Source organism: Nitratireductor alexandrii, assembly GCF_004000215.1.
Taxonomy (GTDB): Bacteria; Pseudomonadota; Alphaproteobacteria; order Rhizobiales; family Rhizobiaceae; genus Mangrovimarina; species Mangrovimarina alexandrii.
Genome location: NZ_RBVY01000009.1, coordinates 202,256 through 222,265, shown reverse-complemented (window position 1 = coordinate 222,265; position 20,010 = coordinate 202,256). Strand labels below are relative to the sequence as shown.

Sequence of the window (20,010 nt, the reverse complement as noted above, 5' to 3'; positions counted from 1 at the left end):
TCGCAAAACCGGAGGAGATACCCGATGGCCTATGAAACGATCCTGGTCGAAACGCGCGCGCGGGTCGGCCTCATCACGCTGAACCGGCCGAAGGCGCTCAACGCGCTCAACACCACGGTGTTGGCGGAGGTGATCGCGGCACTCGACTCCTTCGAGGCCGATGCCGGCATCGGCGCGATCGTGATCACGGGGTCGGAAAAGGCCTTCGCGGCCGGAGCCGACATCAAACAGATGCAGTCGATGGAATTCGTCGACGCCTTCATGAGCGACTTCTTCGCCGGTTGGGAGGCGCTGACGCGGATCCGCAAGCCGATCGTGGCGGCCGTATCCGGCTATGCGCTCGGCGGCGGCTGTGAACTGGCGATGATGTGCGATTTCATCATCGCCGCCGAAAACGCGAAATTCGGCCAGCCGGAGATCACGCTCGGCGTCATGCCCGGCATGGGCGGTTCCCAACGGTTGACACGCTTTGTCGGCAAGGCCAAGGCGATGGATATGTGCCTGACCGGGCGGATGATGGACGCCGCCGAAGCCGAACGCGCGGGCCTGGTCTCGCGGGTGGTGCCGACGGGCGACCTACTCGAGGAGGCGCTGGCGGCGGCCGGCAAGATCGCCTCCTTCTCGCTGCCGGCGGTGATGATGGCCAAGGAAGCCGTCAACCGCTCCTACGAGACCACGCTTTCGGAAGGACTGCGCTTCGAGCGGCGGGTGTTCCATTCGATGTTCGCGCTCGAGGACCAGACGGAAGGCATGGCGGCTTTCGCGGAAAAACGCACGCCGAACTTCCGCAATCGCTGACACGGGCGCCTGCCATCAAAGGGCGTTGACGTGGGAAAAAAGCTGCACTATAAGCCGCGCCAACAGAGGCGGCCCTGCGGCCGCCCGATTGTTTTCGTGCCTACCGGCTTTGCGGGCGCGGCACGAACGTCAGGATAACCAGAGAGGCACCATGGCCAATACCACTTCGGCCAAAAAGGCCACGCGCAAGCTCGCGCGCCGGACCGAGATCAACAAGAGCCGTCGCTCGCGCGTGCGCAATTTCGTGCGCAAGGTTGAAGAGGCGCTGGCTACCGGCGACAAAAGCGCTGCTGAAACGGCGCTCAAGGCCGTTCAGCCCGAGTTGATGCGGGCGGCGACCAAAGGCGTCCTGCACCGCAACACCGCCTCGCGCAAAGTGTCGCGTCTGGCGCAGCGCGTGAAGGCGCTTTCAGCCTGAAGGCAGCATCGGGCACAGCCGCCCCGTCTAGTTGCAGGAATGCCCGGCCGTCTGAGCCGGGCTTTTTTGTTTTACTGCCAAGCACTTGTCCGTTACGGGCAAACGCGGCGTGAAAAATTCGCGTCAATTGCTTTGCCGGCACAGGCGGTTTTGACGCTGGACGACCCTTTGACGAGCCGCGGCGGCTCAGGCTCGATCCACAGGTAATATCTTTTTAAATCAATACCTTACCAGAGGTCATACACAGCTTCTCCACATGTGCGGTGGACCGGCTTTGCCGAAATTGTGTCAAGCGAAAAAAAATAGATTTTTTATGTAGCCGGCCACGAAAGAAACGGTCCGAGAAAAGGGTTTGATTCAAAACGGTTTAGGGGCGCCGCCCCTTGATTCGTTCCATCGGGGACATGGCCCCAACCGCCCTACAAATTAAAAAACCCTTACCCGCGGCCTTGCCCTTCAGCCGTCACATTTTGTAATGTCCACCCATCGGAAGGGACAAGGCCCTCGGGCCTCAATACCCAGAAAATCTACCGTTTTCAGCGCGGGAAACATCTCTCGCGAGCGATAGGTTTTTGCCTTTCGTCACGCCGCCAGTCCGGCGTGTTTCAGGTCGAGGAGTGACGAGGAACGGACCGGCATCTTCCGCCGGCACGGGGAACTTTGCGGCCTATGTTCAAGCAGTCTCCGCGCGTCCGCGCGCTGGGACGTAAAGGGGGGTGGGCTGACCAGATGCGGTCGGTTGTATTCGAGTGAAGTGGCGGGCGGTGCGATGCGCCGTTGCGTCAGAACGTGGACGCTCGCGGCCAGAGCCTGCGCGCGACGGGAATGCATATCGTTATGAAAAGGAAAGTTGGGATGCAGGGCGGCATGGGAACGGAGGTCAAGGCGGGGCTTCCTTTCGTGAGGGCAGGCGGGGACGTTCATGATATGAAAACCGGTTCGTCCGCTTCCGAGATTTTCGAACGCATCCGGGTGCAGTTGCGCGCGCAGCTCGGCATGGAGGTCTATTCAAGCTGGTTCGGGCGCATGAAGCTCGCCGAGGCGTCCCGCGGGCTTGTCCGCCTGTCCGTGCCCACCGCCTTTCTGCGCTCCTGGATCAACAGCCATTATCTCGACCTGATCACGGAGTTGTGGCGGCGCGAAGAGCCCGGCCTGCTGCGCCTGGAGATCGTTGTGCGCACCGCCACACGCAACACGCGGCCCAGCGAGAGCGAAACGACCGATGCCGGCCCGGCATCGCACGCCGCGGGCACGGCGCTGGCGAGCGGAACGATCAGCCAGAAAAGGCCGAGCCAGCCGCGCCGTCCCGCGGTCGAGTCCGCGCGGGGACAAAACGTTCTCGGCTCGCCGCTCGACAGCCGCTACACGTTCGAGTCGTTCATCGAGGGACCACCCAATCGCGTCGCCTTCGCGGCCGCCCGCACCGTCGCGGAAAACCCGACCGCGTCGCTGCGCTTCAATCCGCTCTTCCTCCACGCCTCCGTCGGTCTCGGCAAGACGCATCTCTTGCAGGCGATCGCCGCCGAGGCGCTGGCGCGCAACCCGCAGTCGCGGGTGGTCTACCTGACCGCGGAATATTTCATGTGGCGGTTCGCGACCGCGATCCGCGACAACAACGCGCTGACGCTGAAAGAGCAATTGCGCGACATCGATCTGCTGATCATCGACGACATGCAGTTCCTGCAAGGCAAATCGATCCAGCATGAATTCTGCCATCTTATCAACATGTTGCTTGATAGTGCCAAGCAGGTCGTGGTGGCCGCGGACCGGCCGGCCTCGGAGCTGGAATCGCTCGAGCCGCGCGTGCGCTCCAGGCTGCAGGGCGGGGTTTCGCTGGAAATGGCCGCGCCCGACATGGACATGCGCCTGCGCATGCTTCAGCAGCGCCTGGAGGCCGCACGCACGGAAGACCAGACGCTGACGATCCCCGAAGAGATCCTCGAACATGTCGCGCGCGCCGTTACCGGCTCCGGGCGCGAGCTTGAGGGCGCCTTCAACCAGTTGCTGTTCCGCCGCTCCTTCGAGCCGCAATTGTCGATCGAACGCATCGACGAGCTTCTGGGCCATATGTTCCGTCCGGGCGACCCGAAACGGGTGCGCATCGAGGACATCCAGCGCATCGTGGCGCGCCATTACAACGTTTCGAAGACGGAATTGCTGTCCAACCGGCGTACCCGCACCATCGTCAAGCCGCGGCAGGTCGCCATGTATCTGTCAAAGGTCATGACGCCGCGCTCGCTGCCGGAGATCGGCCGGCGCTTCGGCGGCCGCGATCATACGACTGTGTTGCACGCGGTGCGCAAAATCGAGCAATTGTCGGGCGACGACAACACGCTGGCCCAGGAGCTGGAGCTTCTGCGCCGACTGATCAGCGACCAGGCCTGACCGGATTCAGGGCCCGGCCGCCGGCTTTGCGGTTCGCGGACCCGTTATCCCCGAAGAATACGCGCCGGTCGAGCGTTCGGCCGGCGCGCGGGCTTGCGTTTGCCGGAATTTTCCTGTCATTTTGGTTTGATTCCGGCCCGTTGCGGGCCGTTTCCTTCTGCGCTTCCCGCGAAGCCCGCCCGGTATGAGACCTCGAAGTCATGCGTGTCACACTCGAACGTTCAAACCTCCTGAAGTCGCTCAACCACGTCCATCGCGTGGTCGAACGCCGCAACACCATTCCGATCCTGTCGAACGTTCTGCTCAGGGCCGAGGGCGCCGTGCTGGAGATGAAGGCGACCGACCTCGACATCGAGGTCACCGAGGCGACCGCCGCCCAGGTCGAACAGGCCGGCGCGACGACGGTGCCCGCCCATCTGCTCTACGACATCGTACGCAAGTTGCCCGACGGCGCCGAAGTCATGCTGAAGACCGACGAAGACGGACGCTCGATGTCGGTGATCGCCGGGCGGTCCAACTTCCGGCTGCAATGCCTGCCGCAATCCGACTTCCCGGAGCTGACGGCGGGGTCGTTCTCGCACATTTTCCGCATCGAGTCCGAGGCGCTCAAGGGCCTGGTCGACAGGACCCAGTTTGCGATCTCCACGGAAGAAACCCGCTATTATCTCAACGGCATCTTCCTGCACACGCTGGAAAGCGCCGGCGCGCTAGTGCTGCGCGCGGTGGCGACCGACGGGCACCGCCTGGCGCGCGCCGACATGGAGGCGCCGGCCGGTTCGGAAGGCATGCCCGGCATCATCATTCCGCGCAAGACGGTGAACGAGCTGCAGAAGCTGGTCGACGCCCCCGACGTCAAGGTGGCGGTCGAACTGTCGGAAACCAAGATCCGCTTCACCATCGGCAGCGTCATCCTGACCTCCAAGCTGATCGACGGCACCTTTCCCGACTATCAGCGCGTCATCCCGACCGGCAACGACAAAAAACTCGTCATCGACCGGCAAAGCTTCGCCGATGCCGTCGACCGTGTCTCGACCATCTCGTCGGAACGCGGCCGCGCGGTCAAGCTGGCGATTTCGGACGGCCAGGTGACGTTGACCGTCAACAATCCGGACTCCGGCAGCGCGGTCGAGGAAATCGCCGCCGACTACGACGCCGACCCGATCGAGATCGGGTTCAACGCGCGCTATCTGCTCGACGTCGCCGGCCAGTTGAGCGGCAGCGAAGCCAAGTTCCTGCTGGCCGACGCGGGATCGCCGACGCTCATTCACGACATGGCCGACGAGCAGGCCCTGTACGTGCTCATGCCCATGCGGGTGTGACCGGAACGCCGCCCGCGATCCGGCGACCGTGACGGACAAACCGCCCCAGATCCGAATAGGTAAGCTTACACTTACCGATTTTCGCAATTACGCCGCCCTCAGCGCTAGGTTCGACAATGGCGCGGTGGTGCTGACCGGGGAAAACGGGGCCGGCAAGACCAACCTCCTGGAGGCGATATCGCTGTTCGCGCCGGGGCGCGGCCTGCGCCGGGCGACCTATGGCGACATGACACGCGAGGGAGCGTCGGGCGGTTTCGCGCTCCATGCCAGGCTGGACTGGCCGGACGGACCGGTCGAGATCGGCACCGGTGCCGGCGGAACGGAAAACGGCGAGGCCGAAACCGGCCGGCGCGTGCGCATCAACGGCGCGCCGGCGCGCTCGGCCGACGCCATGCAGGAATGGCTGCGGGTCATGTGGCTGACCCCCGCCATGGACGGGCTGTTCACCGGTCCGACCGCGGACCGGCGTCGCTTCCTCGACCGGCTCGTGCTGACCATCGATCCCGCGCACGGGCGCCGCGCGCTCGCCTTTGAAAAGGCGATGCGCGGACGCAACCGGCTGTTTGCCGAGAACGCGCGCGACCAGACCTGGTTCGCCGCGATCGAGGCGCAGATGGCCGAGACCGGCACGGCGATCGCGGCCGCGCGTGTCGAAATGGTGCGACTGTTGAGCGCCATGATCGAACGCGCGCCCGACGGCGACACCTTTCCGCGCGCCGATCTGGCCTTGTCGGGCTTCGTGGAGGAGATGCTCGCCGACCGCCCGGCAATCGAGGCCGAGGAACTGTTTCGCCACCGGCTGGCCACCGAGCGCGAGCGCGACCGCGCCGCCGGCCGGGCCCTTGATGGGCCGCACCGCGCCGACCTCCTGGTCCGCCATCGACCCAAGAACATGCCGGCGGCGCTGTCATCGACCGGCGAGCAAAAAGCCTTGCTGGTCGGCATCGTGCTGTCGCATGCGCGGCTGACCGGCGAGATGGCCGGCATGGCACCGGTGCTGCTGCTCGACGAGATCGCGGCCCATTTCGACCATCGCCGCCGCGCCGCCCTGTTCGACATCCTGCACGATCTCAACGGCCAGGTCTTCATGACCGGCACCGAGCCGGAACTGTTTTCGGCGATCGCCGAACGAGCCCAGTTCGTGTCGGTTTCCGGCGGCACGCTCACCGCCGGCGGTCGCGGCTGACACCCGGTCGCATTTCCGGCCATGTTGACGTAGCGTTACGGCGCGCCGGCGCGAGAGGGCGACCGGTCACGACACGCGACAGGTTAAAAAGGCGGACAGGCATGGACAAGGCCACGACACGGCCCCTGAGCGACAGCGAGCTGGAACGTTATGCGCGTCACATCGTCCTGCCGGAGATCGGCGGCGCAGGCCAGCAGAGGCTGAAACGCGCGCGGGTGCTCGTCATCGGCGCGGGCGGGCTGGGCGCGCCCGCGCTCAGCTATCTCGCCGCCGCCGGCGTCGGCACGCTCGGGATCGTCGACGACGACATCGTGTCTTTGTCAAACCTGCAACGGCAGATCATCCATCGCACCGACGCGCTCGACAAGGCCAAGGTGGACAGCGCCGCCGACACGATCGCGTCGATCAACCCGCACGTGGCGGTGGAAAAGCACCGGCTGCGCCTGACCGCCACCGGTGCCGCCGAGCTGGTCGCCGGCTACGACATCGTCACCGACGGGTCCGACAATTTCGAGACCCGCTATGCGGTGGCCGACGCCTGCGCGGCGGCGGGCAAACCGCTGGTTACCGGCGCCGTCGGACGTTTCGACGGCTCGCTGACGGTGCTCAAACCCTATGCGCACGGCGCCGACGGCGCGCCCCTGCCCTCCTATCGCGACCTTTTTCCCGAACCGCCGCCTGCGGACATGGTGCCGTCCTGCGCGGAGGCCGGCATCGTGGGGGCGCTAACGGGCGTGATCGGCACGCTGCAGGCAATGGAGGTGATCAAGCTGATCACCGGGATCGGCGAGCCGCTCGTGGGGAGGCTGCTTTTGTATGACGGGCTCGGCGCCCGGTTCGAGACCATGAAATACGGCCGGAGCCAGACATGAACGTGATGCTGGCAGACGACGAACGCGCGCTCGCGGCTGGACGGGACGGCAAGGCGATGGCGATGCGCATCGTTGCCGAAAGCGCACGGCTTCTCGGCGCGCGCCGGCTGCTGCCGATCACATCGGCCCATATTGACGGCGGCCTCTATCACGGGGATTCGGGCACGCTCTTCGCCGAAAAACTCGTCACCGAGGGCGCACGGGTCGCCGTGCGGGCGACGCTCAATGTCGGCGCGCTCGATCTCGCCGGCGGCTGCACGGTGCGACTGGCCGAACCGCAGCGCGGCATGGCGCAGCGGATGATGCGGGCCTATGTGGCGCTCGGCTGCGAACCGAGCTGGACCTGCGCGCCGTATCAGGCCGGGCATCGTCCGGCGCGCGGCGAGGACGTCGCCTGGGGCGAATCGAACGCGGTGGTGTTTTGCAATTCCGTTCTGGGCGCGCGCACCAACCGCTACGGCGACTTCCTCGACATTGCCTGCGCGGTGGCCGGGCGCGCGCCCGATTGCGGCCTGCACCGGGCTGAGAACCGCCGCGCCCGGGTGGTGGTCGACGTCTCGGGACTGTCGGACCGGTTTTTCGCCGACGATACGGCATGGCCGGTGCTGGGCAGCCTCTACGGCCGGCTGGTCGGCAACGCCGTCGGCGTGCTCACCGGAGTGCGCGGCGCCCCCGACGAGGACGCGCTCAAAGCCTTCGGCGCGGCGGCCGCCTCATCCGGCGCGGTCGGGCTGTTCCATATTGTCGGCCTGACGCCGGAAGCGCCCGATCTCGCCACCGCCACCGGTGGCCTGGAGCCGGAAACGCGCATCGTCGTGACCGCGGCGATGGTTGCCGACAGCCGCCGGCGGCTTTCGACCGCCGCGCGCGCCGACCGCATCGACGCGGTCGCGATCGGCAGCCCGCATTTGTCGCTGGCCGAGTTCGACCGGCTCGAAAGCCTTATTGCGGGGCGCCGCCTGCAGGTGCCGCTGTTCGCCTGCACCGCCCGGCACGTTCTGGAAGCACTCGGGGATCAGCGGCGGCGGACCTCGCTGGAAGAGGCAGGCGTGACGATCGTGGCCGACACGTGCGTCGTGGTCACGCCGATTTTGGCGGACATCAAGGGGGGTGTGTTGATGACCAATTCCGGCAAATTCGCGCATTACGCGCCGGGAAATACCGGGTACGCGACACTGTACGGCTCGCTTGCCGATTGCGTGGAAAGCGCAGTCAGCGGGCGGCCGGTGCTGTCGGAGCCACAGGGTTGACGGTGCAGGCGAAGGGCGAGGTGCTGGTTCCCGGCGCGCCCGGCCAGGGCCCCGCGCTCGTCCTGCAGGCTCCGATCAGCTTCTGGGGCGGGGTCGATCCGCGCGACGGCAGGATCATCGACGTGCGCCACCCGCAACATGGTGCAGTCGTGGCTGCGAAAGTGTTGTTCGTGCCGGCGACGATCGGCTCGTCATCGGCCTCGTCCGTGCTTTTGGAGCTTGTCAGGGCCGGCGTGGCGCCGGCGGCGCTGATCATCGGCGAGGCCGACGCGATCCTGCTTCTGGGACTGGTCGTGGCGCGCGAGATGGGCTGGGAGCCGCCGGTCGCGGTGCGGCTCGATCCGGAGCAATTTTCCGCGTTCAGCGACCGCATTGTCACGGTCGCAAACGACGGTACGCTGCAGGTGCTGGACGACCAGAGCTAAGCCGCGTCCGCGCCGGGCAGCAGGCTTCGCTTGCTCACAGCCGGCCCGGAAGCACCCGGTCGGGCGGGCGATGACCGTCGAAAAACGTGCGTATATTGATGATCACCTTGTCGCCCATGTCGATACGGCCCTCGATCGTGGCCGATCCCATATGCGGCAATAAAACGACCTTGCCTTTTTCGGCAAGCTTGACGAGCTTCGGATTGACCGCCGGCTCATGTTCGAACACGTCGAGGCCGGCACCGGCAAGCCTGCCCTCACGGATCATGTCGATCATCGCGCTCTCGTCGATGATCTCGCCGCGCGCCGTGTTGACGATATAGGAGCCGGGCTGCATCAGCGCCAGGCGCCGCGCCGACAGCAGATGGAACGTGGCGGGCGTGGAGGGACAATTGACGGAGATGATGTCCATGCGGGCCAGCATCTGGTCGAGGCTTTCCCAATAGGTCGCCTCCAACTCGTCCTCGATCGCGGGCGCGACCCGGTGTCGGTTGTGATAGTGGATGGACAGCCCGAAGGCTTTGGCGCGCCGCGCCACGGCCGTTCCGATCCGGCCCATGCCGATAATGCCGAGTCGCTTGCCCCAGATACGGTGCCCGAGCATCCAGGTCGGCGACCAGCCGCTCCATTTGCCGTCTCCCTTCAGCACGCCCGCGCCCTCGATCAGGCGCCGCGGCACGGTCAGGATCAGGCCCATGGTCATGTCGGCCGTGTCTTCGGTCAGCACGTTGGGCGTGTTGGTGACGGTGATCTGCTTCTGCGCCGCGGCCTCGACATCGATATGGTCGACGCCATTGCCGAAATTGGCGATCAGTTTCAGCCCCTCGCCGGCCTGGGCGATCAGCGCCGCGTCGATGCGGTCGGTGATGGTGGGCACCAGAACGTCGGCCTCGCGCACCGCGGCGACCAGTTCGGGTTGCGTCATCGGCCTGTCCTCGACGATCAGCCGCGCATCGAACAATTCGCGCATGCGCGTTTCCACCGGATCCGGCAATTTGCGCGTGATCACCACGAGAGGCTTTTTCCTGCCCGCCATCGTTTCCTCGTTCCGGGTCCTGTTGAGACCTCTTTAACCAAGACGGGCGATACTGGCCAGCGTGATCGACCCGGCCCTGTGTAACAACTGGGCCCGTTGAAGACAAAGAAAAACCGGACCTTGCCGGCATGCTTTGCAGCCGCGAGAAGTTCGAAATTCAGGGACTGACCGTGTCGCGTTTCGTGTCGCTTGGCCTGGCCGTTGGGGCTGCTCTCCTGGCAACGGCAACCGCATCCTTCATGTCCGCCACGCCCGCCTGGACGGCCGGCGCCTCGCAACCCGTCGCCCGCGGGCCAAGCGGCCTGCCGCTGCCGCGCTTCGTGAGCCTCAAGGCGAGTCGGGTCAATCTGCGGATCGGGCCCGGTCGCAGCTATGCCGTCGACTGGCTCTATCTGCGCAGCGGCCTGCCGATGGAGATTATCCAAGAATACGACAATTGGCGCCGGGTGCGCGATTCGGAAGGCGTCGAAGGCTGGATCAGCGGCTCGCTGCTGTCGGGCCGTCGCACAGGGATCGCCGCCCCCTGGCAGCGCGGCAAGGCGGCGGAAATCGCCCTGCGCAAGGAGCCCTATGACGACGCGCGCACGGTCGCGCTCGTGGAACCAGGCGCGGTCGGCGAAATCCGCACCTGCAACGGCGACTGGTGCCGGATGGATTTCGACGGCCACACCGGCTGGGTGCGCCAGCAACAAGTCTGGGGTGCCTATCCCGGAGAAACCATCGAGGACTGAGGCCAGCCCAACCGGGCGCTCGGCGACAGCGCGGGTCAGGTCCGAGAGCCTCAAGCAACATGCGGGCGCCTCGCCCCGCCGAACCGGCGGCGGACGGCCCGACACGGTCTTGCGGACGACGAGCTGGCACGCCTCACGGCAGCCATGGCATTGCCAAAAAATACCGGAACGCGGTGGTCGGTTCAGCCGTAACGCCTGGGCCGCAGCCGCACGACGATATCCACATTCACGATTTCCATGCCCTCGGGCGGCTCGGGCAAGTTATGCACGGTGACCGGCCCGGAGGGGATATCGACGACGCGGCTCTCGCCCTCGATGAAATAGTGATGGTGGTCGGAGGTGTTGGTATCGAAATAGGTCTTGGCGCCCTCAACGGCGAGGATGCGCAGCATGCCGGCTTCGGTGAACTGATGCAGCGTGTTGTAGACGGTCGCCAGGGAGACGGGAACGCCGGCGGCTACCGCTTCCTCATGCAGTTCTTCGGCTGACAGGTGCCGGTCGCCCTTGGCAAACAGGAGGTCTGCAAGCGCGACACGCTGCCGCGTCGGCCGCAAGCCGGCCGTGCGCACCTTCCTCTTCGCCAGAGACAATGTGTCCAGCATTTCACCTCGTTTCGGGGCGCCTTGCCCACGCACGCCCCCAGCGCACCGGGTCCGGCGTCAAATTCACACTTCAGGATATAACTTCTCCTTAAATCCAGATCAATAGCGGCACATTGACCCGTGCAGCACATCGCGATAAGCGCAGGCATAGGTTTCTTGCGGTCGGTCACAACGACCGGACGTAGAAGCGGGCGGGCACTGGCGGCCGGCCATATTGGCAAAGCGGGAAGGGTTTAATGGCAGAGCGGAAATCCAGCTACGGCTACGAAGAGCTCCTGGCGTGCGCGCGGGGCGAGCTTTTCGGACCGGGCAACGCCCAGCTTCCGGCGCCGCCCATGCTGATGTTCGACCGGATCACCGAGATCGATGAGGCCGGCGGCGAATACGGCAAAGGCATGATCCGCGCGGAACTGGACATCAAGCCCGATCTCTGGTTCTTCCCGTGCCACTTCATCGGCAATCCGGTGATGCCGGGCTGCCTCGGCCTGGACGCGATGTGGCAGATGACGGGTTTTTTCCTGGGCTGGCTCGGCGAGCCGGGCAAGGGCATGGCGCTGTCCACCGGCGAGGTCAAGTTCAAGGGCATGGTGACGCCGGACGTCAAACGGGTCGAATTCGGCGTCGACTTCAAACGCGTCATGCGCGGCCGACTGGTGCTGGGCATCGCCGACGGCTGGCTGAAGGCGGACGGCGAAACGATCTACACGGCCTCCGACCTGAAGGTCGGCCTGGCCAAGCAGGAAGCCTAACTTAGCCCGGCCTGATATGGCCCGTTGAACAATTCCAGGGAGAACGACATGAAGCGTGTCGTCGTAACCGGACTCGGTATCGTCTCGTCAATCGGCAACGATGCCGGCGAGGTCGAAGCCTCGCTGCGCGATGCGCGCTCGGGGATCAGCTTTTCGGATGAATTCGCCGAGCACGGCTTCCGCTGCCAGGTCTGGGGAGCCCCCACGCTCGACCCCGCCGAACTGGTCGACCGGCGCGCGATGCGCTTCCTGTCCAAGGGCGGCGCCTGGAACCATGTCGCCATGCAACAGGCGATCGCCGATTCCGGCCTGGCCGAAACCGACATCACCAACGAGCGCACCGGCATCATCATGGGCTCCGGCGGCCCGTCGACGCGCACCATCGTGGAAGCGGCCGCGATCACGGAAAAGAACAACAGCCCCAAGCGCATCGGCCCGTTCGCGGTACCGAAGGCGATGTCTTCGACCGCCTCGGCGACGCTTGCGACCTGGTTCAAGATCCATGGCGTGAATTATTCGATCTCTTCGGCCTGCTCGACTTCGGCGCACTGCATCGGCAACGCGGCCGAGCTCATCCAGTGGGGGAAGCAGGATATCGTGTTCGCGGGCGGACACGAGGATCTGGATTGGACGATGTCCAACCTGTTCGACGCCATGGGCGCGATGTCGTCCAAGTTCAACGACCAGGCGGCCACCGCCTCGCGCGCTTATGACGTTACCCGCGACGGGTTCGTGATCGCCGGCGGCGCCGGCGTGCTGGTTCTCGAAGAGCTGGAACACGCCAAGGCGCGCGGCGCCAAGATCTATGCCGAACTGGTCGGTTACGGCGCGACGTCGGACGGGTTCGACATGGTCGCCCCCTCCGGCGAGGGCGCGGTACGCTGCATGCGCCAGGCACTGGCGACCGTCGAGGGCGATGTCGACTACATCAACACGCACGGCACCTCGACGCCGGTCGGCGATTCGCGAGAGATCGCCGCGATCGGCGAGGTTTTCGGAGACAAGATGCCGCACATCGCGTCGACAAAATCGCTCACCGGCCATTCTCTGGGCGCGGCCGGCGTGCAGGAATCGATCTATTCGATCCTGATGATGCAGGCAGGTTTTATCGGCAAAAGCGCGCATATCGACACGCTCGATCCGGAATTCGAAGGCGCTCCGATCGTGCGCGAACGCATCGACAACGCCAGGATCGACACCCTGCTTTCAAACTCGTTCGGCTTCGGCGGCACCAACGCGACCCTCGTCTTCCAGCGGCATTCCGGGTAGGAGCGCGCACATGGAAGGGCTGATGAAGGGCAAGCGCGGCCTCGTCATGGGCGTGGCCAACGATCACTCGATCGCCTGGGGCATCGCCAAAAAGGCGTTCGAGCACGGCGCCGAAATGGCGTTCACCTATCAGGGCGAGGCATTCGGTCGGCGGGTCAAGCCGCTCGCCGAACAGGCCGGCGTGAAGCTGGTTCTTCCCTGCGACGTCGAGGACGAAAGCTCGGTCGAGGCCGTGTTCGACACGCTGAAATCGGAATGGGGCACACTCGATTTCATCGTGCATGCGATCGGGTTTTCCGACAAGAACGAGCTCAAGGGTCTCTACGCCGACACCACGCGCGCCAATTTCACCCGCACCATGGTGATTTCGTGCTTTTCCTTTACCGAGGTCGCGCGCCGTGCCGCGGCGATGATGAACGATGACGGCGCGATGCTGACGCTGACCTATGCGGGTTCGACGCGCGTCATGCCCAATTACAACGTCATGGGCGTGGCCAAGGCGGGGCTGGAAGCGAGCGTGCGCTATCTGGCAACCGATTTCGGCCCGCGCGGCATCCGCGTCAACGCGCTGTCGGCCGGACCGGTGCGTACGCTCGCCGGGGCAGGCGTCGCCGACGCCCGCCACATGTTCGCCTTTCAGCAGCGCAATTCCCCGCTGCGGCGCAGTGTCGACATCGACCAGGTGGGCAATTCGGCGCTCTATCTGTTGTCCGATCTCTCCGCCGGCGTGACGGGGGAAATCCATCACGTCGATTCCGGCTATCATATCGTGTCGATGCCGAGCCTCGAGGAACTCAAGAAGTCCGAATGAGCGCGCCTGCGACACGATTTCGCTAAAATTCGAACGAAGTCACGCAACGAACCTTAATGCGCCTGTGCTTTGGTACATGGCGAGTGAGGGATTTGCCATGCGTGACGCACCGGATCCGAACCGGTCACCGATCTTCAGGATGATAACGATAGCGAGCTCGGGTCTGGGCAGCTTCATTATCGGCCTGTGGGCATTGCGGTCGGGGCTCGGCGGAAACCTGGCCGGCCTGCCGCCGGAGATCGTCGGCGCGAGCGTGGCGGCGTTGTGTGCGCTGGCGGCGGGCGGGGCGGCGCTGTCCTTCTTCGCCGGTGTCGACGAATCGGCCGGTTACGTGTTCCGGGAAACGCAGATCGACAAACTGACCGGCTTTCATTCCCGCAACGCGCTGATCGGCAAGACCGCCGAGGCCGTGGCGACCAGCACCAGGCTGGGCGAACCCGTTTTCCTGATCGATCTCGACATCGACCGTTTCAAGCAAATCAACGATGCCATCGGCTACAGCCAGGGCGACCAGGTCATCCGCGCCTTTGCGCAGCGGCTGAAAGCCTGCCTGCCGGAGGGCGCCGAAATCGGGCGCATCGGGGCTGGAGAATTCGCCGCCCTGGTGCCCGACAGCCTGGTCGACGGAGAGATCGGCACGATGATCGACGCGCTGATCGAAAAGATGACGGAACCCTATCAGCTGCCTTCGCATCTGCAGTCGCTGAACCTGTCGGTGGGCGTCGTGGCCGTTCCAAAGGACGGTGACGACCCGATCGTCTTGTTGCGCCGCTCCAACCTGGCGCTGCAGCACGCGCGCGCCAATGGCATGGGCAACTGGGCGGTGTTCCAGCCGGAAATGGGACAGGTGGCCGACTACCGGCAGTGGATCGAAGCGGAGTTGAGCACCGCCTTCGACCGTGGCGATTTCGATCTCCACTACCAGCCGCAATTCGATCACATGAAAGGCCGCGTCGTCGGCTACGAAGCCCTGATCCGCTGGACCCACCCGGCTCGCGGCATGATTTCGCCGACCGAATTCATTCCGATCGCGGAAGAGACCGGAATCATCGGCCCGATCGGCGAGTGGGTGCTGCGCAAGGCCTGCACGGACGCGCACGCTTTGCCGGACGATTGCTTCGTTGCCGTCAACATCTCGCCGGTGCAGTTCATGACCAAGGATTTCGCCAGCCTGGTTAGACGGGTGCTGGAGGACACCGGTCTGCCGCCGTCGCGGCTGGAGCTCGAAGTCACCGAAACCGCGATGATGCAGGATCGCACGCGCGCCGCCGAAATCCTGCGCGAATTCACCGCCATGGGCCTGACGGTGGCCGTCGATGATTTCGGGACCGGATATTCGAACCTGTCCTATCTGATCGATTTCTCGTTCCAGAAGCTCAAGATCGACCGCTCCTTCGTCTCGCGCATCGACCGCAACAATGGCGGCGCGGTGGTGTCGACCATTGTCGGATTGTCGCGCGCGCTGGGCGTCGACACGATCGCCGAAGGCGTGGAGACCGAGGATCAGGCAACCCTGCTGCGCGCGGCCGGTTGCGACGTGTTCCAGGGCTATCTGTTCGGCAAGCCGCAACCTTTGATGGTGCGCGGGGACGAGGCAGTCGAGGTTCGGCACGCCGTCCACTGAGCCGGCGGCACCGGATGCCGCCCGAAGCGGCTTGCCCGACCAGCCGTCAGCGGCGGGCCCAAAGCAGCTTGAAACGTGTGTCGCGCAGCGTCTCACCGGAGGTGGCGAACATCGCCGCCAGGTCGGTCTCGTAAGGCAAGCCCCGATTGGCGACGAGGAAAAGCCGCCCGCCCGGCTTGAGCGCAGCGCTCGCCGCCCGGATCATGCCCGTTCCGATCGCCGGTTCGGCCGCCCGCCCGTGGTGGAAGGGCGGGTTCATCACCACGACGTCATAGTGGCGCGGCACGGGTTCGCTCAAAAGATCCCGCCAGTGAAAGCCAAGCGGTGTGCGCCCGGCCTGGGACGCCAGATTGGTCTTGGCCGCCTCCAGCGCCGCGTGGTCGGCTTCGTAAAGATCGAGGCCGGAAAGGTGCTGTCCGGCGCGCTCCAGAAGCGCAGCCGCGAGATAGCCCCAGCCGGCGCCAAAATCGGCGGCCCGGCCGGCGAGATCCTGGGGAAGATGGTCCGCCAGCAAGCGCGAGGCCGGATCGATGCGATCGTGTGAAAACATGCCGGGCGCGGCCCGGAAGCGGCCGTCGACCGTCACAGCGCGCCCGCTCAACGCCAACTCGGCCATAACGGGTGCCGCCGCCTCCGCCCTGGCAAACCAGAAGGCGATGCCGTGATGCTTGGACAGGCTGCCATCGAGGGCGATCAACTTGCCGAGACGCTTGCGCAGGCTGTCGACGCCATCCTTCTTGCCCCCGGCGACCAGCACGAGACCGCCGTTTTTCGTGCGGGCATAGGCCTCGGCGATACGAGCCTCGTTCTGACCGCGATGGCGACCGAGCAGCACCAGCGCCAGATCGTAGCCATCCCCCTGCGGCTCGGGCGTCACCGCCACGCCGTGACGGTCCAAGGCGAGGAAATCCGGGCGAAATCCCTGCACCGCTTGCAGGTTGGCCGCAAAACCGTCCGGCAGCCGGAAGCCGGGCACAGCTCCCAGAAAAAGCGCCCGCTGCTTGGCACCCGGCACGGGAAGGGTTCCGTTTTCGAACGGATGAAACAGCGTTTTCGTGGCGTTTTCGCTCATGATCCCACTTGGCGCGCGGCCGGAGGCGTCGACGTTTGAAAGGAAACGGGCGCGCCCCTTGCGAGGCGCGCCCGTGAAGTCCGTCAGAGATCCGGCGCTCAGGCGTCGGCTTCCTCGGTCTCTTCCTTCTTCTTTTCCTTGGCAACTTCCTTGCCGGTCTCCTGGTCGACGACCTTCATGGACAGGCGCACCTTGCCGCGCTCGTCGAAGCCCATCAGTTTCACGAACACCTTGTCGCCTTCCTTGACCACATCCGTGGTCTTGGCGACACGCTCATTGGCGAGCTGGGAGATGTGCACGAGGCCGTCGCGCGGGCCGAAGAAATTGACGAAGGCACCGAAATCGGCGGTCTTGACGACCGTACCCTCGTAGATCTCGCCGACTTCCGGCTCGGCGACGATGGTGTGGATCCACTTCTTCGCCGCCTCGATCTCCTTGGCGTTGGACGAGGCGATCTTGACCGTGCCGTCATCGTCGATGTTGATCTTGGCACCGGTCTTTTCGACGATCTCGCGGATCACCTTGCCGCCGGCGCCGATCACGTCGCGGATCTTGTCGGTCGGGATGGTCACGACCTCGATGCGCGGCGCGAATTCGCCGAGCTCGCCGCGGCTTTCCGACAGCGCCTTGGACATCTCGCCGAGAATGTGCAGGCGACCGCCCTTGGCCTGACCGAGCGCCACCTTCATGATCTCCTCGGTGATGCCATCGATCTTGATGTCCATCTGCAGCGAGGTGATGCCTTCGTCGGTGCCGGCGACCTTGAAGTCCATGTCGCCGAGATGATCCTCATCGCCGAGAATGTCGGACAGGACCGCGAAACGCTCGTCTTCCTTGATCAGGCCCATCGCGATGCCGGCGACCGGCTTGGCGAGCGGCACGCCGGCATCCATCAGCGCCAGCGAGGTGCCGCAGACGGTCGCCATGGACGAGGAACCGTTGGATTCGGTGATCTCGGAGACGACGCGCAGCGTGTAGGGGAACTGATCGGGCGCCGGCAGCAACGGATGCACGGCGCGCCAAGCCAGCTTGCCGTGACCGATCTCGCGCCGACCGGGCGAGCCCATGCGGCCGGTCTCGCCGACGGAATAAGGCGGGAAATTGTAGTGAAGCAGGAAGGCTTCCTTGTAGGTTCCCGTCAGTGCGTCGATGAACTGCTCGTCCTCGCCCGTGCCGAGCGTGGCGACGACCAGGGCCTGGGTTTCGCCGCGGGTGAACACGGCCGAACCGTGGGTGCGCGGCAGGACGCCGACTTCGGCGACGATCGGGCGCACGGTCTCAAGGTCGCGGCCGTCGATGCGGTTGCCCGTGTCGAGAATGTTCCAGCGCACGATCTTGGCCTGCAGGCCCTTGAAGACGGTGCCGATCTGCTCGCCGGTCCATTTGGGCTCTTCCTCGCCTTCCGGCAGCAGAGCCGCCTTGACCTTGGCCTTGACGGCGTCGACGGCGTTGTAGCGCTCCTGCTTGTCGGTCAGCTTGTAGGCCGCACGCAGCTCGGTCTCGGCGATCTTCAGCATCTCGGCTTCGAGCTCGGAAAGATCGGTCGGCTTGAATTCGCGCGGCTCCTTGGCGGCGACCTCGGCCAGCTTGATGACCGCGTCGATCACCGCCTGGTAATTCTTGTGGCCGAACATGACCGCGCCGAGCATGGCGTCCTCGGACAATTCCTGAGCTTCCGATTCCACCATCAACACGGCTTCACCGGTACCGGCGACGACGAGGTCGAGCTTGGATTCCTCCATCTCGTCGAGATGCGGGTTGAGCACATACTCGCCACCGATATACCCGACGCGCGCCGCGCCGATCGGCCCCATGAACGGCACGCCCGACAGGGTGAGCGCGGCCGAGGCGGCGACCATGGCAACGATATCGGGATCGTTTTCCAGATCGTGCTGCAGGACAGTCAGAACGACCTGGGTGTCGTTCTTGTAGCCGTCGACGAAAAGCGGGCGGATCGGGCGGTCGATCAGACGCGAGGTCAGCGTCTCCTTCTCGCTCGGACGGCCTTCACGCTTGAAGAAGCCACCCGGGATCTTGCCGGCGGCGAAGGTCTTTTCCTGGTAGTTGACGGTCAGCGGGAAGAAATCGAAACCCGGCTTCGGCTCCTTGGCCGACACGATGGTCGCCAGCACGACCGTTTCGCCATAGGTGGCGAGCACGGCACCGTCGGCCTGGCGTGCGATCTTCCCGGTTTCGAGGATGAGCGGACGACCGCCCCATTCGATTTCCACTTTGTGGTGATTGAACATGTGTGTCTCTCATATGCGGAAACGTCGATCCGCGACGCAAATGCGCGGACCGTTTCCGTCTGGCTTCGTTGCGGACGAGCCATGGGCAAGACAGCGCGACGTCCGGCAATCCGGGCGTCCTGCAATCCTGCCCCATGACCTGCCCATGGGCGGTTTCGCGCCGTTGCTTGGCGGCGGAAACCGATCGGGCCTCTTACGTCCGGCCCATGATATTCAAAACGGCGGACCCCATGCGGGACCCGCCGTTTGAACATCAGCGACGCAGACCGAGCTTTCCGATCAGGGTCTGGTAGCGGGCGACATCCTTCTTCTTGAGATAGTCGAGAAGAGAACGACGCTGCGACACCAGTTTCAACAAACCGCGCCGGGAATGGTTGTCCTTGGCGTGGGTCTTGAAATGCTCGGTCAGATTCTTGATGCGCTCCGAAAGAATCGCCACCTGGACTTCCGGAGAACCGGTATCGTCCTTCTGGGTCGCGTATTCGGTCAGCAATTCCTGCTTGCGCGCGGCGGTAATCGACATCGTGCATCCTTTCTGTTCTTGATCAGGAAAAGTCGCCCACGGCCAGGATGTCGTCCAGCGGGGGCCATTTGTGCATGCGCCAAGCGCGATGCTGCGGCGCATATAGTGTAAAATCGCGCGGATTGCCAGCGCAAATTCACGCCCGCCCGGCTCCGGGCGGCCTTGTGCGCGGCTCTGGCGGGAGCGGCGACGCCCTGCCGGCCGTCAGCAGCCGTTCTTGACATAGGCGTCCGGCACGGCCTCGTTCCAGGCGATGCTGGCCGCGTCGCCATGCGACCCATACGGGCCGTCGCCGACGCAGAAATAGCCGTCGCGGAAATTCGGATAGTCGTCGGTGTGCAGGACATGGAGCCCCGCCCCGCCGCCGGCGAACGGGCCGCCGAGTTCCTCGACCAGCGCCGCGGCGTCGGCATGACGGTTGTGGCAGCCGAGGATGACGTACCAGCCGCAGGCCTGAACGGCGACGAGCGGCAGACCGGGCGAGCCGATCCCGGAGAGGGGCGCGACCGGTCCGGCCTGCGCGGATACCGCCATTGCCGCGAGAAACGCCGCTGACGCCAGCGCGCGAACGTTCGATGTTTTCGCCATGATCGCTTCCCCTGCCGGACGATCTTCGTCGTCCCATGCCTGCCCCGACAAATCTTCGGCCCGCGGCCGGAGCCTGTCAAGCACGCAACCCCGCACACCCGGA

The 20,010-nt window shown here is 65.0% G+C and carries 19 protein-coding genes; 13 read left to right on the top strand and 6 right to left on the bottom strand.

Annotation, left to right across the window (positions count from 1 at the left end):
* Positions 1–24 precede the first annotated feature (24 nt).
* The 8 genes from EP380_RS19635 to EP380_RS19600 all read left to right on the top strand — a co-directional run bounded on the left by EP380_RS19635 (position 25) and on the right by EP380_RS19600 (position 8,653).
* Positions 25–798 (top strand): enoyl-CoA hydratase, encoded by a 774-nt coding sequence (locus tag EP380_RS19635; RefSeq protein ID WP_106572509.1) that lies wholly within the window; start codon positions 25–27, stop codon positions 796–798.
* A gap of 151 nt (positions 799–949) precedes the next feature.
* Positions 950–1,216, top strand: coding sequence for a 30S ribosomal protein S20 (rpsT, locus tag EP380_RS19630; RefSeq protein ID WP_106572510.1), 267 nt, complete (start codon positions 950–952; stop codon positions 1,214–1,216).
* An 855-nt stretch (positions 1,217–2,071) separates the two neighbouring features.
* Positions 2,072–3,601 carry a chromosomal replication initiator protein DnaA gene (dnaA, locus tag EP380_RS19625; RefSeq protein ID WP_106572511.1) on the top strand — a complete coding sequence of 510 codons (1,530 nt, stop codon included), beginning with the start codon at positions 2,072–2,074 and terminating at the stop codon, positions 3,599–3,601.
* Positions 3,602–3,801: 200 nt separating this feature from the next.
* Positions 3,802–4,920: a DNA polymerase III subunit beta gene (dnaN, locus tag EP380_RS19620; protein WP_127600204.1), complete on the top strand. Its 1,119-nt coding sequence runs from the start codon at positions 3,802–3,804 to the stop codon at positions 4,918–4,920.
* Between the two features lie 28 nt (positions 4,921–4,948).
* The gene (gene recF / locus EP380_RS19615) at positions 4,949–6,106 is read left to right on the top strand and encodes a DNA replication/repair protein RecF (protein ID WP_238719939.1); all 1,158 of its coding nucleotides are present in this window, start codon (positions 4,949–4,951) and stop codon (positions 6,104–6,106) included.
* Positions 6,107–6,207: 101 nt separating this feature from the next.
* Positions 6,208–6,978 carry a molybdopterin-synthase adenylyltransferase MoeB gene (locus EP380_RS19610; protein ID WP_127600202.1) on the top strand — a complete coding sequence of 257 codons (771 nt, stop codon included), beginning with the start codon at positions 6,208–6,210 and terminating at the stop codon, positions 6,976–6,978.
* Positions 6,975–8,228 carry an aconitase X gene (locus tag EP380_RS19605; RefSeq protein WP_127600200.1) on the top strand — a complete coding sequence of 418 codons (1,254 nt, stop codon included), beginning with the start codon at positions 6,975–6,977 and terminating at the stop codon, positions 8,226–8,228. Before EP380_RS19610 ends, EP380_RS19605 begins: the two co-directional genes overlap by 4 nt.
* A 2-nt stretch (positions 8,229–8,230) precedes the next feature.
* Positions 8,231–8,653 (top strand): aconitase X swivel domain-containing protein, encoded by a 423-nt coding sequence (locus tag EP380_RS19600; protein ID WP_127600236.1) that lies wholly within the window; start codon positions 8,231–8,233, stop codon positions 8,651–8,653.
* 34 nt (positions 8,654–8,687) lie between these two features.
* Here the strand turns inward: EP380_RS19600 and EP380_RS19595 are convergent, their stop codons facing one another.
* Positions 8,688–9,689: a 2-hydroxyacid dehydrogenase gene (locus EP380_RS19595; protein WP_127600198.1), complete on the bottom strand. Its 1,002-nt coding sequence runs from the start codon at positions 9,687–9,689 to the stop codon at positions 8,688–8,690.
* A 239-nt stretch (positions 9,690–9,928) separates the two neighbouring features.
* Between EP380_RS19595 and EP380_RS19590 the strand changes: the two genes are divergently transcribed.
* Positions 9,929–10,420, top strand: a complete 492-nt coding sequence (locus tag EP380_RS19590; RefSeq protein ID WP_420845881.1) for an SH3 domain-containing protein — start codon at positions 9,929–9,931, stop codon at positions 10,418–10,420.
* Between the two features lie 182 nt (positions 10,421–10,602).
* Here the strand turns inward: EP380_RS19590 and irrA are convergent, their stop codons facing one another.
* Positions 10,603–11,022: an iron response transcriptional regulator IrrA gene (irrA, locus tag EP380_RS19585; RefSeq protein ID WP_106572517.1), complete on the bottom strand. Its 420-nt coding sequence runs from the start codon at positions 11,020–11,022 to the stop codon at positions 10,603–10,605.
* Positions 11,023–11,258: 236 nt separating this feature from the next.
* Here irrA and fabA point away from each other — a divergent pair, with 236 nt between their 5' ends.
* From fabA to EP380_RS19565, 4 genes are all read left to right on the top strand, one after another.
* Positions 11,259–11,771 (top strand): 3-hydroxyacyl-[acyl-carrier-protein] dehydratase FabA, encoded by a 513-nt coding sequence (fabA, locus tag EP380_RS19580; protein ID WP_106572518.1) that lies wholly within the window; start codon positions 11,259–11,261, stop codon positions 11,769–11,771.
* A gap of 48 nt (positions 11,772–11,819) precedes the next feature.
* Positions 11,820–13,040, top strand: coding sequence for a beta-ketoacyl-ACP synthase I (fabB, locus tag EP380_RS19575; protein ID WP_127600196.1), 1,221 nt, complete (start codon positions 11,820–11,822; stop codon positions 13,038–13,040).
* Positions 13,041–13,050: 10 nt separating this feature from the next.
* Complete coding sequence (fabI, locus tag EP380_RS19570; protein WP_106572520.1) at positions 13,051–13,851, top strand: enoyl-ACP reductase FabI; 801 nt, start codon at positions 13,051–13,053, stop codon at positions 13,849–13,851.
* Positions 13,852–13,948: 97 nt separating this feature from the next.
* Positions 13,949–15,475: a putative bifunctional diguanylate cyclase/phosphodiesterase gene (locus EP380_RS19565; RefSeq protein ID WP_127600194.1), complete on the top strand. Its 1,527-nt coding sequence runs from the start codon at positions 13,949–13,951 to the stop codon at positions 15,473–15,475.
* Between the two features lie 46 nt (positions 15,476–15,521).
* Here the strand turns inward: EP380_RS19565 and EP380_RS19560 are convergent, their stop codons facing one another.
* The 4 genes from EP380_RS19560 to EP380_RS19545 all read right to left on the bottom strand — a co-directional run bounded on the left by EP380_RS19560 (position 15,522) and on the right by EP380_RS19545 (position 19,907).
* Positions 15,522–16,547, bottom strand: a complete 1,026-nt coding sequence (locus tag EP380_RS19560) for a class I SAM-dependent methyltransferase (protein WP_127600192.1) — start codon at positions 16,545–16,547, stop codon at positions 15,522–15,524.
* Positions 16,548–16,645: 98 nt separating this feature from the next.
* Positions 16,646–18,796, bottom strand: coding sequence for a polyribonucleotide nucleotidyltransferase (gene pnp / locus EP380_RS19555; protein WP_106572523.1), 2,151 nt, complete (start codon positions 18,794–18,796; stop codon positions 16,646–16,648).
* Between the two features lie 253 nt (positions 18,797–19,049).
* Positions 19,050–19,421: a 30S ribosomal protein S15 gene (rpsO, locus tag EP380_RS19550; protein ID WP_275069017.1), complete on the bottom strand. Its 372-nt coding sequence runs from the start codon at positions 19,419–19,421 to the stop codon at positions 19,050–19,052.
* A gap of 102 nt (positions 19,422–19,523) precedes the next feature.
* Positions 19,524–19,907, bottom strand: coding sequence for a hypothetical protein (locus tag EP380_RS19545; protein WP_127600190.1), 384 nt, complete (start codon positions 19,905–19,907; stop codon positions 19,524–19,526).
* Positions 19,908–20,010: the final 103 nt, after the last annotated feature.

Coding starts and splice junctions, on each gene's coding strand:
- dnaN (WP_127600204.1), top strand. CDS start 3,802: ATGCGTGTCACACTCGAACGTTCAAACCTCCTGAAGTCGCTCAACCAC.
- fabI (WP_106572520.1), top strand. CDS start 13,051: ATGGAAGGGCTGATGAAGGGCAAGCGCGGCCTCGTCATGGGCGTGGCC.
- rpsT (WP_106572510.1), top strand. CDS start 950: ATGGCCAATACCACTTCGGCCAAAAAGGCCACGCGCAAGCTCGCGCGC.
- dnaA (WP_106572511.1), top strand. CDS start 2,072: ATGCAGGGCGGCATGGGAACGGAGGTCAAGGCGGGGCTTCCTTTCGTG.
- EP380_RS19565 (WP_127600194.1), top strand. CDS start 13,949: ATGCGTGACGCACCGGATCCGAACCGGTCACCGATCTTCAGGATGATA.
- EP380_RS19595 (WP_127600198.1), bottom strand. CDS start 9,689: ATGGCGGGCAGGAAAAAGCCTCTCGTGGTGATCACGCGCAAATTGCCG.
- EP380_RS19560 (WP_127600192.1), bottom strand. CDS start 16,547: ATGAGCGAAAACGCCACGAAAACGCTGTTTCATCCGTTCGAAAACGGA.
- EP380_RS19590 (WP_420845881.1), top strand. CDS start 9,929: ATGTCCGCCACGCCCGCCTGGACGGCCGGCGCCTCGCAACCCGTCGCC.
- fabB (WP_127600196.1), top strand. CDS start 11,820: ATGAAGCGTGTCGTCGTAACCGGACTCGGTATCGTCTCGTCAATCGGC.
- rpsO (WP_275069017.1), bottom strand. CDS start 19,421: ATGCGCCGCAGCATCGCGCTTGGCGCATGCACAAATGGCCCCCGCTGG.
- EP380_RS19635 (WP_106572509.1), top strand. CDS start 25: ATGGCCTATGAAACGATCCTGGTCGAAACGCGCGCGCGGGTCGGCCTC.
- pnp (WP_106572523.1), bottom strand. CDS start 18,796: ATGTTCAATCACCACAAAGTGGAAATCGAATGGGGCGGTCGTCCGCTC.
- EP380_RS19605 (WP_127600200.1), top strand. CDS start 6,975: ATGAACGTGATGCTGGCAGACGACGAACGCGCGCTCGCGGCTGGACGG.
- EP380_RS19610 (WP_127600202.1), top strand. CDS start 6,208: ATGGACAAGGCCACGACACGGCCCCTGAGCGACAGCGAGCTGGAACGT.
- fabA (WP_106572518.1), top strand. CDS start 11,259: ATGGCAGAGCGGAAATCCAGCTACGGCTACGAAGAGCTCCTGGCGTGC.
- EP380_RS19545 (WP_127600190.1), bottom strand. CDS start 19,907: ATGGCGAAAACATCGAACGTTCGCGCGCTGGCGTCAGCGGCGTTTCTC.
- irrA (WP_106572517.1), bottom strand. CDS start 11,022: ATGCTGGACACATTGTCTCTGGCGAAGAGGAAGGTGCGCACGGCCGGC.